Annotated in this window: 17 protein-coding genes and 1 pseudogene; 16 read left to right on the forward strand and 2 right to left on the reverse strand. The window is 37.8% G+C overall.

Features of this window, described 5'->3' with window-relative positions; translation table 11 throughout:
- Window positions 1–20: 20 nt before the first annotated feature.
- Window positions 21–1,187 (forward strand): hypothetical protein, encoded by a 1,167-nt coding sequence (locus AC1TO6_RS20240; RefSeq protein ID WP_482103385.1) that lies wholly within the window; start codon window positions 21–23, stop codon window positions 1,185–1,187.
- A 203-nt stretch (window positions 1,188–1,390) separates the two neighbouring features.
- The gene (locus AC1TO6_RS20245) at window positions 1,391–1,774 is read left to right on the forward strand and encodes a hypothetical protein (RefSeq protein WP_482103386.1); all 384 of its coding nucleotides are present in this window, start codon (window positions 1,391–1,393) and stop codon (window positions 1,772–1,774) included.
- Between the two features lie 606 nt (window positions 1,775–2,380).
- Here AC1TO6_RS20245 and AC1TO6_RS20250 read toward each other — a convergent pair.
- Together AC1TO6_RS20250 and AC1TO6_RS20255 are read right to left on the reverse strand one after the other, a co-directional pair.
- Window positions 2,381–4,456 carry a sensor histidine kinase gene (locus AC1TO6_RS20250; protein ID WP_482103387.1) on the reverse strand — a complete coding sequence of 692 codons (2,076 nt, stop codon included), beginning with the start codon at window positions 4,454–4,456 and terminating at the stop codon, window positions 2,381–2,383.
- Window positions 4,431–5,117, reverse strand: a complete 687-nt coding sequence (locus AC1TO6_RS20255) for a response regulator transcription factor (RefSeq protein WP_482103388.1) — start codon at window positions 5,115–5,117, stop codon at window positions 4,431–4,433. Before AC1TO6_RS20255 ends, AC1TO6_RS20250 begins: the two co-directional genes overlap by 26 nt.
- Window positions 5,118–5,357: 240 nt before the next feature.
- Between AC1TO6_RS20255 and AC1TO6_RS20260 the strand changes: the two genes are divergently transcribed.
- The 14 genes and pseudogenes from AC1TO6_RS20260 to AC1TO6_RS20325 form a co-directional block, all read left to right on the forward strand.
- Complete coding sequence (locus AC1TO6_RS20260) at window positions 5,358–5,510, forward strand: hypothetical protein (RefSeq protein ID WP_482103389.1); 153 nt, start codon at window positions 5,358–5,360, stop codon at window positions 5,508–5,510.
- A gap of 346 nt (window positions 5,511–5,856) precedes the next feature.
- On the forward strand, window positions 5,857–6,006 hold the full coding sequence (locus AC1TO6_RS20265; RefSeq protein WP_482103390.1) for a hypothetical protein: 150 nt from the start codon (window positions 5,857–5,859) through the stop codon (window positions 6,004–6,006).
- 448 nt (window positions 6,007–6,454) lie between these two features.
- Complete coding sequence (locus tag AC1TO6_RS20270; RefSeq protein ID WP_482103391.1) at window positions 6,455–7,396, forward strand: thymidylate synthase; 942 nt, start codon at window positions 6,455–6,457, stop codon at window positions 7,394–7,396.
- Window positions 7,397–7,411: 15 nt separating this feature from the next.
- Entirely contained in the window at window positions 7,412–7,903 is a 492-nt protein-coding gene (locus AC1TO6_RS20275) for a dihydrofolate reductase (protein WP_482103392.1), read from the forward strand.
- 73 nt (window positions 7,904–7,976) lie between these two features.
- A complete protein-coding gene (locus AC1TO6_RS20280; RefSeq protein WP_482103393.1) occupies window positions 7,977–8,816 on the forward strand; it encodes a DegV family protein in 840 nt (279 codons plus the stop codon).
- A gap of 229 nt (window positions 8,817–9,045) precedes the next feature.
- A complete protein-coding gene (locus tag AC1TO6_RS20285) occupies window positions 9,046–9,861 on the forward strand; it encodes a GDSL-type esterase/lipase family protein (protein ID WP_482103394.1) in 816 nt (271 codons plus the stop codon).
- Window positions 9,862–9,872: 11 nt separating this feature from the next.
- A complete protein-coding gene (locus AC1TO6_RS20290; protein ID WP_482103395.1) occupies window positions 9,873–10,442 on the forward strand; it encodes a YpmS family protein in 570 nt (189 codons plus the stop codon).
- Between the two features lie 12 nt (window positions 10,443–10,454).
- Complete coding sequence (gene msrA, locus AC1TO6_RS20295) at window positions 10,455–10,985, forward strand: peptide-methionine (S)-S-oxide reductase MsrA (protein WP_482103396.1); 531 nt, start codon at window positions 10,455–10,457, stop codon at window positions 10,983–10,985.
- Window positions 10,982–11,407, forward strand: coding sequence for a peptide-methionine (R)-S-oxide reductase MsrB (gene msrB / locus AC1TO6_RS20300; protein ID WP_482103397.1), 426 nt, complete (start codon window positions 10,982–10,984; stop codon window positions 11,405–11,407). Before msrA ends, msrB begins: the two co-directional genes overlap by 4 nt.
- A gap of 23 nt (window positions 11,408–11,430) precedes the next feature.
- Entirely contained in the window at window positions 11,431–11,652 is a 222-nt protein-coding gene (locus AC1TO6_RS20305) for a YozE family protein (protein ID WP_482103398.1), read from the forward strand.
- Window positions 11,653–11,733: 81 nt separating this feature from the next.
- On the forward strand, window positions 11,734–12,438 hold the full coding sequence (deoD, locus tag AC1TO6_RS20310) for a purine-nucleoside phosphorylase (protein WP_482103399.1): 705 nt from the start codon (window positions 11,734–11,736) through the stop codon (window positions 12,436–12,438).
- 81 nt (window positions 12,439–12,519) lie between these two features.
- Window positions 12,520–14,010: a lmo1851 family serine protease gene (locus tag AC1TO6_RS20315; protein WP_482103400.1), complete on the forward strand. Its 1,491-nt coding sequence runs from the start codon at window positions 12,520–12,522 to the stop codon at window positions 14,008–14,010.
- Between the two features lie 73 nt (window positions 14,011–14,083).
- Window positions 14,084–15,007, forward strand: a complete 924-nt coding sequence (locus AC1TO6_RS20320) for a CobW family GTP-binding protein (protein ID WP_482103401.1) — start codon at window positions 14,084–14,086, stop codon at window positions 15,005–15,007.
- A 146-nt stretch (window positions 15,008–15,153) separates the two neighbouring features.
- A pseudogene (locus AC1TO6_RS20325) lies at window positions 15,154–15,593 on the forward strand (hypothetical protein); the annotation flags it as partial.

Raw genomic sequence — 15,593 nt, forward strand, 5'->3', positions numbered from 1 at the left:
GATGAAAAGGAGTGATACAGATGGGCGGCGGTTTATATGGACACAGAAATATTGAAGATGAGCGACTAAAGGAATGGATAAAAACGTGGGATGTTGAAGATTATATTAATTCTTTTAGAAATTATTATGGAGTCGGAATGAATCCAGAGTTTGAAGACACTTTGGCTAAACAAGTTGAAATAGTAAAGCAAGCGTCTTCAAGCATCATTGTTTCAGAGGAGAGATACCTATTCGATGAAATCATGAAATATATGACTCCTGCAATGTTTTATTGCTATTTCAGATATGACAGTTCAACCGCTTATTGCGGTAATTATTATGAAGTGTTGATTGAATTTGCTGATGAATCAACCAAGAAAAAGTTAATTAAGGGCTATGATTATGTACAAGCAGGCGGAATAACATTAGAAAAAAATGGTGAAGTGATAGGATATATTGGTCAAATGAGTGACCTTTTTTGGCATGCTTTTTATGACCAATACATTGTAGAGGATTATGGTGCAATAGAGCATGCGAGAAACAATGAGAAGGATATTACCCTACAAATTTGGAATGATAAAGTTTTTGAAAATACAGAGCAGTTTTATAAATTTATTGAACAGATTTTGTTTGAATGCAATGTTAGTCTAGACTTTAGTTTCAAGAGATCAAGATTTGAAAGTGAAAGTAAATTAAAAGGGGATACGTCTAATACTAAATTATGCTTGAGTAATAATGAATTAGAGGAAACCCCGTTAAGGTATTTCAACTTTGCTAACTATACTAAAATACCAAGACATAAATATTTAGCTTATTATCAGGTTCTTGAATTTTTCTTTATAAGAGCCGTCAAGGAAGCGAGGCTTTCTAAACCGAACGAACTATTAATAATAAAATACATAGTAACTAACACAATAACTGAATCAGACGTAGGTTCATGGCTTGAAGAAATTACTGGTAGGGGCAAGCATTATATCGAACCTTCAGAGAAATATCCTGCACTTTTTCCTTTGAAAGCTACAGAAATTGTGGAGTCAGTAGTAACACGGATTTACTCAATAAGGTGTTCGTTAATTCATTCAAAAGAAGCACCTAAAGATGCTAATTTCATACCTAATCTTAATGATGAAATAATAGAAAAGGAAATATCACTTATCAAATATGTTGCAGAGAAAGTACTGTATAAATGGAGTAACGCTCCTGAATAGTGGAGGAATTATGGCAAACCCATTTTCAAGCAATAAGAAAATCCGTGGTTGGAAGCATAGAATAGATTGGACAATGGAAACAACGTCATATTGATTTGGACATTGAACGATTAAGTCGTAACACTAGAGACTATGTAAAGTTATGGATTGATCCATTTTACAGGTTATCTAGACGCAATCCTCCGATGTGGTATTCTCGTTTAATGAAACAGCTTACTAAGCAATTAGAAGCAGTAGATAAACAGCTTCAGAAGCTAAACGATGAGCGGAAGAATTTAATCAGGCTCTTAGCATCGGAAAAAATTACTGAGGCTGAATATATGGATGTTACTGCTGAAATAAACTGTAGCATTGAACAACTTCAATTGAAGAAGTGTTCACTTTCAAGCGTGGAGCAGACCAAAGGATTGGAAGTTATGGTAACTCGGATGAGGGAAGAACTGAAAAGGTTTATGAAATTAAAGGACCTTACTACGGATATGCTTCATAGGTTGGTGGAAAGAATCAAAGTTACGGCAGATGGATACCGCAAATCCGTTACAGATATGCACCTCCCTCAGCTTTTCTTTAAGCCTTTAATTCAGTAACCGACACTCAAGTCATGTGGAGTGTGTGGTATGGTTGAATTTGGAAATGTAGCCTTATATAAAGTCTATTGAATAACCTAAGATGCTCAAACTTTAGATTAAAAGAAAACGCTGTGCCCCCGCAACGTAATTTAAATCAAACGTAGTCAATCATTTTTATTAGTAGTTAAAAATCCTCATAAACACTGTAATTACAGCACTTTACGGGGAAAGTGGTTCGACTCCCACCGTCTCCATAGTTAAATATGGCTGGTAAATATAGTCGTACAATGATTTAAGAGATAGGGGTATTGAACGGGAGCTGGACTCTTGGGCAATATCCCTATTTTAAAGTTATAGGATAGATAAAATGATTATTAATAAAAGTTTTGCTCGTTCACCTAAAAGTACTAAGCACATTAGAATGAAAGTTCCTACACCATCAATCAGTACACTACTAGAGGTAAAAGGTATACTTCAGTAAAATAAGGTACATTATATTTGTTTGAGTAGGTTCTCTTCAAAGACGAGAAAAGAAAAGTAGGTGAACAAATTGGGGAAATATATAGGTACGCAAAAGAAGCCATTCCAGTATTGATAGGAATGACTTCAGCTTAAAGACAGTTCTTATTTCGATAAATGTTTTGGTAAGTAAATCATCGCTTTAAATAAATCGCCGTCTACATGGATTTCAAATTTTCCTTTTTGAATTTCAACGAGATTTTTCGCAATGGAAAGTCCTAATCCGCTTCCTTGACTGTTTCTGGATTCATCGCCTCTTTTAAAACGCTCCATTAATTCATCTGCTGAGATATTCAATTCATAGGCCGAGATGTTTTTAAAGCTAATACGTATCTCATCCCTTAAATCCTCTATATCTATATATACCCTGGACTGTGTAAGTGTATATTTAAAGATATTCGATAATAGGTTCTCGATCGTTCTCCACAATAATCTTCCATCCGCTGTAACGTACACCTTTTCTTCCGGATAATTGAGTTTGATGTCTAAACCATTTGCTTCAATTTTGTCATTCAATTCGCCAAGTCCTTGGGTAATTAAAGACACGATAGCAATTTTCTCTAAAGACACGGGGATATTTCCACTTGAGGCCTTAGAAGCTTCAAATAAATCATCGGTTAACAGTTTGAGCCTTTGTGCTTTTTGATCAAGTACCTCAATATAGTTATCGACTTTAGTTCGATCCTTTTCATTTTTCAATAAATCCACGTAGGTGATAATGGAGGTCAAAGGATTTCGAATATCATGTGATACATTGGTAATCAGCTCCGTTTTTAATCGCTCGCTTTTTAACTCGCTATCGACAGCCTTTTTCAACCCATTGGTAATGCTGTTTACATTCGTAGAAAGCCTTGCGAATTCTCCATTCCCTCCGACTTCAATCCGGTGATGTAGATTTCCTTCCTTAATAATTTCAATTCCTTCCTGAATATGTTGAAAGGCCTTCACCTTTTTAAATGCAAACCAAGCTGCGATTCCGATTGTGATCGGGAACATGAAAAATGTTAATGCGATCAATAGTGGATACCCGATGACGATGAGTACTGTCTTTACGGCCACGTTACCGCTTTTATATACCTCTCCAATAAATTTCGCTAATCGAGAAATCAACGTATACAGCAATGTATGTTTGAAAAACGTCCTATTTTTTAAATGCTTCACTAGGATTAGAACTAGGGTAAGTTCAAAGGCAGCAATAAGAAACGTGATGATTATGATCATTACAGCCATATTTCCAAAAAGATCATCTACCAAGACGATCCATAGCGGAAACAGAAGAAAACATAATGCAAGATTGACGTCATTGTACAGGTTATCTACTGGACGGAAGTGTAGCGCTTGATCATGAAATGACCTTCTGCCAACGATAGTCACCAAATAAATAAAGGCAAGAACGAATCCTACTAAATATCCTAATATTTGATATAAGTTTGTTGTGGCAATGGCTTTTTCTGCTTGCCACTCTTCCATTTTTTGATTTAAAAATGGTTCTGAAAATGCTATATAAACAACGGTGTTTTCGAGTTCTAATTCATCCATTCGTTCTGTAACCCAATGCAGTTTTTGATTCTTCTCTGTTACTTTTGGGTAAAACTCTCGTTTGTATTCCTCAAACTGCATATATGCAGGGGAAGTTTCGAACTGTTCCTTTTTAGTCTTTGTACTGTTCGCGAACTCATGGATGCCATCACTAGCATAAAACAATGGCTCATATTCATCGAGATTTTGCGAAAGCATATGATACTGTCTCAAATCATCTTTTATCATCTGTTCTTTCACTTGAGTAAGTTCGTTTTTATATTCTTCTTTAAAAATTTCGAAGTTCTTCTTTTCACTTAGCTCATGCTGGAATTCTCTAGAATTATGAAACTCCGAATAAAACAAGTCATTTTCAGCCGATTCTAATTCGTCCTGACGAATGCTTTTGCCACTTAAAATATGTTCCTCACTCTTATACTTCCCTAATAGTAAGGTGAGATCACGAATCAAACCCTCACTTTCCTGAACGTAAGCCGAGCTCTCGAAATAATGATCTTCAGTGATGCTGCCAAAATTTCCATCATTTACAATCTCTACCTCAACAAAAGCTTGTACAATTCCCATTACACATAGGATGGCAATTATGAAAACAACAATTTTCGTTATCAACGAATGACTATAACTTTTCAACTTTATATCCAACTCCCCACACCACCTTCAAATACTTTGGTTCTGAAGGATTGATTTCTATTTTCTCTCTGATTTTTCTAATATGAACAGTCACAGTATTTTCCGGATTAAAGGCCGGTTCCTTCCATACCTTTTCATAAATTTCCTCGATGGTGAATACCCTTCCGGCATTTGCCGTTAGAAGCTTTACGATTTTATACTGAACTGGTGTAAGATGAACTTCCTCGCCATCGACGGTGACCTTTTTACTTTCATCATCGATCACCAGTCCACCGGATTGAAAGAGATTGCTATTCGTTTCAAGTGCTCCAAATGTTGTATATCTTCGCAGTTGGGATTTCACCCTGGCAATCAGCTCCAACGGATTAAATGGCTTACCCATATAATCATCCGCACCTATATTTAAACCTAGGATTTTGTCATAGTCCTCTGATTTGGCAGAAAGCATAATTAAAGGAATACTATTTCTTTTTCTAATTTCCATCGTTGCACGGATCCCATCCATCTTCGGCATCATAATGTCCATAATAATGAGATGAATGTCATGTTCATTGATACCTTCAATTGCCTCTAGCCCATTAAAGGCTTTGAAAACGGTATAGCCCTCATTCTCTAAGTAAATGCCTATCGCATCAACAATAGCTTTGTCATCATCACAAACCAATATATTCATGCAGGTCCACTCCTATATGTACGGTTCAACATGTCTTTCACTCCTCTTAGTATTCGCTTAAAGAAATCATATCAACCAAACCTTAACAAACACCCGACGCCTTTCTTAAGATTTTCTTAATAAAAGGTTTCCTTCGATAATAGTAAGGTTTTATTAAGAATTCTATCAAGCATTTCTTTAGTTTTCTTATTTAGAGTCAAGATAAAAGAAGGGTAACGGATGATGGAAAGGAAGATATAGATGAAAGAAAAAAAGATTTTCCTACTATTAACGGATACAGATACGATGTTAACGAGGCTGATTAAGGCATACACGAAAATGCCCTATAACCATGCCTCGATCGGGTTCAAGTTTATAGCTTTGGAAGGAAAACGGTCTATAACCCGTTTATAGGGGGATTTGTTAAAGAGGATATTCATTCTATTTTGTTTCTCGATATAAGAAAGAGATTTACCAGCAAGTATATATTTTTCGATTAATACACGTTTCCGTGGTAAAATGCGTATAGAGCTCATCAGGAGCACTCCTAAATTTGTTGATAATGAATCAGCAAATTTAAGATCGTGAAGATAAGTGTAATGAATACCATTTGGCTATGAAATATTTTACTAAGTTTTTACAGATCTTTGCAAGGTTAGGCAGTACACAAATAAAGTGAATAGGTATACTTCAGTAAAATAAGGTATATTATATTTGTTGAATGGATTCTCTTTAAAGTCAAGAAAAGTAGGTGAACGAAATGGGAAAATATCAATTGGATAACAAAGGTAAGGTGGCTGTGGCAAAGTATCATGAAAAAAACAAGCCTGCCATATTTGATAAAAAGCAGCAACTTGAAAAAATACGTGCGGAGTATTTGGAAAAAAAGCAAAAACAAACAGATAAATAATATGAATGAAAACATAGGAAGACTAAAATCTCCCTATGTTTTTCTTATTCGAAGTTCTTTTTTTCAATTGATTATTGTCCTTACTTGGGTAAGTGGTGTTCATTAATGCATTCTTACTCTGCGACAATTCAAAGTGCAATGCGAAGAAATATAGTAATCCCATTGGGAATTTCAACCTTCTTCTATACAAATATACGAGTACAATGATGTCCAAAATCAGTTGCAAGTTTTCGGAATATACAACCACAACCAATCCTCATAATACTTGAGTAACCATGACGCAAATGTTATAAATAATTATTAGTAATCTTAAAAGATTGTCATATCAAGGGCGAAAAAGACACCTCCAGCGTGGTTATCTTAAATAACCACGCTGGAGGTGTCTTTTTTATTATCAAAGCAAGCCTATATTTGATATACTTAACACTATCGCAAGGAGGCTTTTTGAATGCAACAATATTTAGATTTATGTAAACATGTACTTGAAACGGGTACAAAAAAACAAGACCGAACAGGTACTGGTACTGTCAGTGTGTTTGGATATCAGATGCGATTTAATTTGAAAGATGGATTCCCTCTCATGACCACAAAGAAAACGGCTTTACGCCTTATTACTTCGGAACTACTGTGGTTTCTTAAAGGAGATACAAATGTCAAAACGCTCATTGAAGACAGGAATCCAATTTGGGATGAATGGGCTTTTGAACAATGGGTGACGAGTCCCGAATACACTGGGCCAGACATGAGTAATTTCGGGCGTCGAGCATCAACAGATTCAGACTTCGCGGCTGTATATAAAGTTGAAATGGATGCATTTAAAGCACGTGTTCTGGAAGATGAAAAGTTTGCAGCGAAATATGCTGACCTAGGACCTGTGTATGGTAAACAGTGGCGATCGTGGTCAGGTGGGGAAGAATCAATTGATCAGATAGCAAACTTAATTGATGGTATTAAAAACAATCCGGATTCTAGAAGGCATATTGTTACTGCTTGGAATCCTTCTGAAGTCGATGAAATGGCACTTCCCCCGTGCCATTTACTATTCCAATTCTATGTGGCAGATGGAAAGCTGTCATGCCAGCTCTATCAGCGAAGTGCGGACATTTTCCTAGGGGTGCCATTTAATATTGCATCATATGCACTTCTTGTTCATTTGATTGCACATGAATGCAATCTTGAGGTTGGAGAATTTATCCATACACTAGGCGATGCACATATTTATGCAAACCATATTAATCAGGTTAATGAACAATTGACACGTGAACCACGACCACTACCAACATTAAAGCTGAATAGTAAAGGGAAATCAATTTTCGATTTGGAGACGGAAGATATTGAACTTGAAAATTATAATCCTTACCCAAAAATCAAAGCACCAATTGCTGTCTAAGAAAGGCGGAGTTAAATGATTTCTCTACTTGTAGCACATGATACGAATAAGGTTATTGGATTGAATAACGAATTACCTTGGCACATACCTGAAGACTTGGCTTATTTCAAAAAAATATCAATGGGGAAAGCCATGGTAATGGGACGTAAGACTTACGAATCGATTGGAAGACCATTGCCTGGAAGACTCAGCATTGTTGTTACACGTAACAAATCATTCACGGCTGAAGGGGCTATTGTTGTACACAATTTGAAAGATGCGATTGACAGAGCTGAAGAATATGCAGAAGAAGTGATGATTATCGGAGGGGCAGAAATATTTCGCTTGGCGATGGAAATAGCGGATCGCCTTTACATAACGGATATTCGGAAGCCTTTCAAAGGGGATACTTTTTTCCCGGATTACGGTCCAGAATGGAAAATTGTATCTGCTTCAGAAGATCATTTTACAGAAGATGGAGTCCCGTATTCATTTGTAGTATATGACAAACTTTCTGCTGAGGGATAAGCCTGTGATGCACATACTCTTTATTAAATTAATTTGTATGAGGAACTTTTAATACCCAAGGGGAGTGCTAACTATGAAAAAGATTCATATAGTCACGGATTCGACAGCCGATTTGAAAGAAGAAGATATTCTTAAGTACTCTATTCATATTGTTCCGTTGAACATCCAAATTGATGGAAGAACATATATTGATGGTGTTGATATAAAACCCGAAGCATTTCTAGGGTTGATGAAAAATTCCACTGAACTGCCGAAAAGTTCGCAGCCTGCTGCAGGTGTTTTCAAAGAATTATATGACAGACTTGGTGAGGATGGAAGCGAAATTATCTCTATCCATATGACAGGCGGTATGAGTGGTACTGTTAAATCTGCTCAGGCGGCAGCTGAAATGACAGATTCAAAAGTTACTGTCATCGATTCTATGTATATCTCACACGCTTTGGCATTTCAGGTGATTGAAGCAGCTGAAATGGAGAAAAAGGGAAGTTCTGTCACAGAGATTATTGACCGGTTGAATACAATCCGTAAGAAGACCACGCTTTTTGTAGTAGTCGATACACTAGACAATCTGGTTAAAGGAGGCCGGGTTGGAAAGGGTAAAGCGCTGATTGGATCACTGATGAATATTAAACCGATTGCTACTTTACAGGACGGAGTCTATACGCCGGTTGCGAAGGTACGCAGTCATAAACAAGTAGTCTCACATTTATTCAAAGTTTTCAAAGAGGAAACTGCGGGGAAAATTGTTCGCGGGGTCGGTATATCTCATGCACACGGTTTGGCTATGGCAGAACCTTTGAGAAAATTGATACAAGACTCAGGTATAAAAGATGTGAAACTTACATTCACTGCACCAATTATTAGTACACATACTGGAGAAGGTGCAATTGGTTTCATGTATTATGCTGATTAATCAATTACGCCTCGGCGTAATTGCGTCCAGATTTTGAATCGAGCTTGCTCGATTGACTCCTTTCAAAATCTGTGACATCCGCCGGAGGCTTTATCTTTTGTTCAGCGGGTGTTTGGACACCCGCTGAACAGGAAAATAATACCGCATTCATCTCCCACCTATGGAGGTGAGAGTCTTCTGCTGAATAAAGATAAATGATTCTTTACTGAAGAAAAGGGGAACTCTATTTATGAGAAGAGTATTCTTGATTGTGATCGCCTTCTCATTGTTTTTGTCTGGCTGTCAGCAAACGTTTACAAAAAAAACAAATTCATTCTCCGTGCGAAACGAAATTTCATTTACTGGATGGGAAATCCCAGGTTACTTCATTCCACAACAGATAAAAGTGCTTGGTTTAGGTGATTCACTGACACAGGGTGTCGGAGACGAACTAAAAAAAGAAGGTTATTTTGGACGTGTTACCAGCAAAATGGCTGATTGGAAAGGGGTAAAGGATGTCGACGTGACCAATTTGGCGAAACGTGGTCGAAGAAGTGACCAACTTATTACCAAATTAGATGAACGCGACATTCAATTATCAATAAAAAATGCCGATTTCATTTTCCTAACAATTGGTGGAAACGATGTTATGAAGGTCGTCAAGTCTAACCTTTTCAATTTAAAGATGGGTCCATTTTATATCGAACTCGGTAAGTTTGAAATTAGATTAGATGAACTCCTTAGCATCATTCGTGACTTGAATGGTGATGCAATCATTATTTTGTCTGGTCTATATAATCCTTTATCAATTGTGACAGATGAAGCAAATGAATTTGATGATATCATTGATGATTGGAATGAAGCAATTGAAGTTCGGACAAATATGGACGAGAGATCTTGCTTCATTCCTGTAAGTGACCTGTTCGATTCGAATACGAACATGGTATACCATACAGACTTCTTTCATCCAAACGCCAAGGGATATGAAGAGTTGGCAGACCGTTACCTTGAAAAGCTTCAACAATGTAATTTGAAGAAACTGTCAGACGGGGAATTGGAAATGTAGGAGCTGTTCACATGTGGAAAATCAGTTTTTTTGTACTTGCAGGACTAGTGGCTGCAGCAGTCGCAGCATTAATTGTACTACTCGGGGTTTCATCAGAATCCGCACCACTTCCGAAAATGGAAGAACCAGACAGAACAGACCATGTTCTAACATTGACCGCGACTAAAGAAGATTTAGAAGGAATTGCAAATACGTATATCCAAAAAGCGGTAAATGGTGAGCCACTTCCGGTAACAATGGAAATTGGCGACGACGTAGTTCTGATTTCTGAACTGAATATATTCTCCTTTACTTTGCCAGTCTTAATGCATTTCGATCCCATTGTACAGCAAGATGGAAATCTGATTTTGAAACAATCAGCGATGGAAATTGGCCAATTGAATATCCAGCCAGCTGTTGTCTTAAAAATCTTAAGGGATTCCGTGAAGCTTCCTGAGTGGATGATTGTTCGTCCCTCAGAAGAAGAATTATTCATTAACCTTTCAGAAATTCCTTTATCGGGTAATTTACAAGTAAAGGCAAAAACATTCAACTTAGCGGATGACGAGATTAACTTCGAAATTTATATTCCAAAAGAATAGGGAGGTCTAACGATGACAAAGTCATTAGCAACATTTGCAGGTGGATGTTTTTGGTGCATGGTGAAACCATTTGACCGATATGAAGGTGTTACTTCTGTCATTTCGGGTTATACAGGCGGAGATATCGAAAATCCTTCTTACGAACTTGTTTGTACAAATACGACTGGTCACCGTGAAGCCGTTCAAATTACGTATGATGAGGAAATAATAACTTACAATGAACTACTCGACATATTTTGGAGACAAATTGATCCGACAGATTCAGGTGGGCAATTTTTTGACCGTGGAGAATCATATCAAACAGCGATTTATTATCATAGTTCTGAACAACAAGAAATTGCTGAAAAAACAAAATCCGAACTGGATAGTTCAGGTAAATTTGTGAAACCAATCGCAACAGAAATCCTTCCTGCTAAGGTTTTTTATAGTGCTGAAGAAGGACATCAAGACTATTACATGAAAAATCCTGTACACTACAACAGGTATGCAACAGGGTCTGGACGAGAAAGGTTTAAATCAGAAAATTGGGGTGAAGATAAATGAAAGATGAATTGAAGAAGAAACTAACTGATATTCAGTATCACGTCACTCAGGAGAACGGAACAGAAGCTCCGTTTCGTAATGAGTATGATAGTCATTACGACGATGGGATTTATGTCGATCTTATTTCCGGCAAACCACTTTTTAGTTCCAAAGATAAATATGATGCAGGGTGTGGCTGGCCTAGTTTTACAAAGCCGATTGAAACTGTAGAGGTAGTAGAGAAAATCGATACAACCCATGGAATGCAACGGATAGAAGTGCGAAGTAAAACAGCAGATTCTCATCTTGGTCATGTGTTTCCAGACGGTCCAGGTGTAGATGGACTGCGGTATTGTATCAATTCAGCCGCACTCCGTTTTGTATCTATTGACCGTCTCGATGAAGAAGGTTATGGAGAGTATTTGGAACAGTTCACCAGATAAAAGTATAGAAAAGAGATGAACGGATGGACCGGTCTTTTTACCGTTTTGCCCTCGCCTTCCGCGGTGGGGCGAAAGATGATTTGAAAGCTTCTTTTGCGGAAGCCATGTTTAAAGATTACAGTTTTCCAAAAGAAGAAAAGGCTTTTGATCCTTTATCACGCTATATTGAAGAAAAGGCGGATGCGGAAATGCCATCCGTCATTTTCGATGATTTATTCCAGTTATATGAAGAGCGGTTCTTATAAGTTAAGTTCGCATTATTATTGCAAAATGGTATAGTTGAATGTACGATAAAAAATGAAAATTTGAAAGCGAGGCTATTCAATATGAGTATACATATTAATGCAAAAAAAGGTGATATTGCTGATACAATTTTACTACCTGGAGACCCACTCCGAGCAAAATATATCGCAGAAACGTTTCTTGAAGATGTCACACAATATAATGAAGTCCGTAATATGTTCGGCTATACGGGAACTTATAAAGGCAAACGTATATCGGTGCAAGGCACAGGAATGGGCGTTCCGTCAATTTCTATATACGTAACTGAACTGATGCAAGAATATGATGTTCAAAAACTAATTCGTGTTGGTACTTGTGGCGCGATTCAGGCAGACGTCCATGTACGAGACGTGATTCTCGCGCAAAGTGCTTCGACAGATTCTAAAATGAATGAAATTATTTTTAATGGCGTTAACTATGCACCGACTGCAGATTTCGACCTGCTACTAAAGTCATACAATGCAGGTCTTAAAAAAGGACTTGATTTGAAAGTCGGAAATGTATTTACAGAAGATGTTTTCTACAATGAATATGCTCAACATGAAAAATGGGCACAATATGGCGTGCTTGCGGTTGAAATGGAGGCTGCGGCATTGTATACACTTGCTGCGAAATTTGGGCGACAAGCGCTCGCAATCCTTACTGTTAGTGATCATATTCTTACAGGCGAAGCTACATCTGCTGAAGAGCGCCAAACAACCTTCAATGACATGATTGAAGTTGCACTTGAAGCATCAATCCAAGAGTAATCAGAACGAAGGACCGCCCGCTATATAGCGGTCCTTTTTTTGAATATACTCCTTTATGTAGAGTAGAAAGTGGGGAATGAGATGAAAGAGAATACCGGTAACACACAAGAAAGCGAACCAAATAAACAACCACCGGAAAAACGTTATATTAAAATAAAACTGTTCTCTTTTGTCATGGTTGTATTTGGACTCGTTTTGGCTTCCGCAGCAGTGACTTTCTTCGTATTAACAACAGGTGATGATAAAGTCGTAGAAGTTGTTAGTCCTCAAAAACAAAATGTAAAAGACCGTAAAGAGTTTGAAAAGTTATATGACGCGTATGACCAGATGGAAGCGAACTATTTCCAGGATATCGATGAGACTGCAGTTATTGATGGAGCTATCAACGGAATGATTGATGCACTGGGTGACCCGTATTCTGATTACTTGAATGAGAAGGAAGCCCGACAATTGAACGAAAGTATCTCTTCAAGTTTCGAAGGGATTGGTGCCGAAATTCAGGAACAAAGTGGCTATATTAACGTTGTTTCTCCTATAAAAAACTCACCCGCAGAACGTGCTGGATTACTGCCAAATGATACTATAATTGCAGTTGACGGTAAAAGTATACAAGGTATGTCTTCATCTGAAGCGGTTCTTCTAATCCGAGGTGAAAAAGGTACTACTGTCACTTTAACTATTAGACGTGGCGAAGGAACAGAACCAGTTGATATCAAAATTGAGCGTGATGTTATTCCAATTGAAACAGTATATGCAGAAATGCTTGATGACGGAATCGCACACATTCATATCACGAGCTTTTCTGAAGGGACCTACGACGAACTGCTAGTCGCCCTTGATGAAATGGAAGATGCAAATATGAAAGGGCTGGTTGTCGATGTAAGGCAAAACCCTGGTGGAAGACTCGATACGGCGATCGATATTTCAGATCTATTTGTAGAGAATGGGAAAAACATCTTTCAATTTGAAGGGAAAGGGACGACTCCTGAGGTATACACGGCTTCAGGAACTAGGAAAGTCAAAGTACCTGTAGCGCTCATTATTGATGATGGTAGTGCTTCAGCTTCTGAAATCCTGGCAGGCGCAATGAAAGAATCTGCTGACATCCCTCTTATCGGTGTAAAAACATTTGGTAAAGGAACTGTTCAAACACCGCAAGACCTTTCGGATGGCTCAAATTTAAAGTTAACAACAGCAAAATGGCTAACTCCTGAAGGCAACTGGATTCATAAAAAAGGAATTGAGCCTGATTTCAAAGTACCGTACCCATCCTATGCATTGCTTCCATTCCTCGATCCCACAATGGTGATGAAGGAAGGTATGCTTACGACTACTATTAAGTCTGCAGAAGAAATGCTTGAGGCTGTTGGGTATGAACCAGGCGAAATCGATGGACAGTTCGATGAAAAAACAGAGCTAGCTATAAAAAAACTCCAAGAAGATTTAAATTTGGACACAAATGGTATTCTAACAGGGGATACTACGTACGGTCTAATGGAGAAACTACGGACTAAAATTCAAGAAGACGATCCTCAGCTGAAAAAAGCTCAAGAAGTTTTACTCAAAAAGTAATGAAATAACTAAAAAGCGTCCAGTCCTAATCGGCGGGACGCTTTTTAAATTAAAAAATGAAAGGGGTATACAGATGATTGATGTATATTTAATTAGCGGATTTCTAGGCAGTGGTAAAACGTCACTATTACTCCATACAATTGTTCAATTAAAAGAACTAGGCAAAAAACCCGCTGTATTGATGAATGAATTTGGAGCTTTGCCTTTCGATTCGAATACAGTCGAAGGAGAAGGCGGGGTTCCTCTCAAAGAACTCCTTGAAGGATGTATTTGCTGTACAGGGTCTGAAAAGACTGAAGCGCAATTGCAGGGGTTACTTGAGGAAAATAACGATATTGATGTAATTTTGATAGAAACGACGGGTGCCGCACATCCGGTGGAGGCACTGGATGCCATTTATTCTCCTTTGTTTGCGGATCGACTTAACATTAAGGGTATTGTAACGGTAGCAGATTCCAAACGCTGGTTGGAACGTGACAAACTGTCACCGCGTATACGAGCTTTATTCATGGAACAAATTCGTCACGCCCATTTAATCATCGCAAATAAAGTAGATCTATTAACTGATGATGAAATGGCAAAAGTTACACTAGAAATTTCGAATTTTAATAATTCTGCACCTATTATTCAGACGACTGGTGCCAAAATCGCCTTTGCCAATATTGAGAAGGCCTTGAGCTCGCCGCAAAATGTTAGCAACAAAGAAATTATATCTGGAAAAAACCTGCCGCTCTCTTCAAAACTAATAACATTTTCGAAAAGCGTTAATAGGGAAGAGTTTGAGTACTGGGTAAAATCATTACCGGAAACAGTATATAGAATGAAAGGTTATGTTCCAATCAACGGATTTAAAAACCCGTATTTATTTCAATATGCTTATGGAATGGTCAACTGGATGCCAGAATACGTTAAAATGGAGGCTCGTCTAGTTGTCATCGGTGAAGGAATAGAATCAATATATTACGAGGGTGTCAACCCCATTTCAGATGAAATATAAAGATAGTCGCCCAAAGTTATCCAATATCATGAATCATGAACTCTCTTACTAAGACACTTGATTAAGAATTGGATAGGTTGGTAATAAAAACCGAAAATCTGATTCTCTCCCGCGTTATGATAGTTTGCGAAGGGAGGAGTAATGAGATGAAAAAATCGATTGCAGTACTCATGCTCGGTTCGGCGCTATTACTGCCGAACAACAATAATGTAGAGGCTTCATATTCAGAAAACAATATACAGGTACAAAAAGTGCAACAGTATATTCAATTGTATATAGGGGGGGACAATCAATCTTTTTCCTATAATCCAAAGTTCGTTAAAGATATTGATTTTGGAAAGTTTTACAGCTTGTTAAAATCATATGAAACAAATAAAGAGGTAGCGAAACCAGTACAGGAAAAACCGGCAGAGAAACCAGTGCAGGAAAAACCAGTAGAGAAACCAGTGCAGGAAAAACCAGTAGAGAAACCAGTACAGGAAAAACCGGTAGAAAAACCAGTAGAGAAACCAGTACAGGAAAAACCAGTAGAGAAACCTGCTCCTACAAAACCGGTACCGGCACCAAAACCAGCTCCAACGCCAAC

Source organism: Sporosarcina sp. Y352 (assembly GCF_056786535.1).

Excerpts from the sequence above, each read along its gene's own strand:
- deoD (WP_482103399.1), top strand. The coding sequence starts at position 11,734 with ATGAGTATACATATTAATGCAAAAAAAGGTGATATTGCTGATACAATT.
- msrA (WP_482103396.1), top strand. The coding sequence starts at position 10,455 with ATGACAAAGTCATTAGCAACATTTGCAGGTGGATGTTTTTGGTGCATG.
- AC1TO6_RS20280 (WP_482103393.1), top strand. The coding sequence starts at position 7,977 with ATGAAAAAGATTCATATAGTCACGGATTCGACAGCCGATTTGAAAGAA.
- AC1TO6_RS20290 (WP_482103395.1), top strand. The coding sequence starts at position 9,873 with ATGTGGAAAATCAGTTTTTTTGTACTTGCAGGACTAGTGGCTGCAGCA.
- AC1TO6_RS20275 (WP_482103392.1), top strand. The coding sequence starts at position 7,412 with ATGATTTCTCTACTTGTAGCACATGATACGAATAAGGTTATTGGATTG.
- AC1TO6_RS20305 (WP_482103398.1), top strand. The coding sequence starts at position 11,431 with ATGGACCGGTCTTTTTACCGTTTTGCCCTCGCCTTCCGCGGTGGGGCG.
- AC1TO6_RS20265 (WP_482103390.1), top strand. The coding sequence starts at position 5,857 with ATGGGAAAATATCAATTGGATAACAAAGGTAAGGTGGCTGTGGCAAAG.
- AC1TO6_RS20320 (WP_482103401.1), top strand. The coding sequence starts at position 14,084 with ATGATTGATGTATATTTAATTAGCGGATTTCTAGGCAGTGGTAAAACG.
- AC1TO6_RS20245 (WP_482103386.1), top strand. The coding sequence starts at position 1,391 with ATGAAACAGCTTACTAAGCAATTAGAAGCAGTAGATAAACAGCTTCAG.
- msrB (WP_482103397.1), top strand. The coding sequence starts at position 10,982 with ATGAAAGATGAATTGAAGAAGAAACTAACTGATATTCAGTATCACGTC.
- AC1TO6_RS20255 (WP_482103388.1), bottom strand. The coding sequence starts at position 5,117 with ATGAATATATTGGTTTGTGATGATGACAAAGCTATTGTTGATGCGATA.
- AC1TO6_RS20260 (WP_482103389.1), top strand. The coding sequence starts at position 5,358 with ATGAAAGAAAAAAAGATTTTCCTACTATTAACGGATACAGATACGATG.
- AC1TO6_RS20285 (WP_482103394.1), top strand. The coding sequence starts at position 9,046 with ATGAGAAGAGTATTCTTGATTGTGATCGCCTTCTCATTGTTTTTGTCT.
- AC1TO6_RS20270 (WP_482103391.1), top strand. The coding sequence starts at position 6,455 with ATGCAACAATATTTAGATTTATGTAAACATGTACTTGAAACGGGTACA.
- AC1TO6_RS20240 (WP_482103385.1), top strand. The coding sequence starts at position 21 with ATGGGCGGCGGTTTATATGGACACAGAAATATTGAAGATGAGCGACTA.
- AC1TO6_RS20315 (WP_482103400.1), top strand. The coding sequence starts at position 12,520 with ATGAAAGAGAATACCGGTAACACACAAGAAAGCGAACCAAATAAACAA.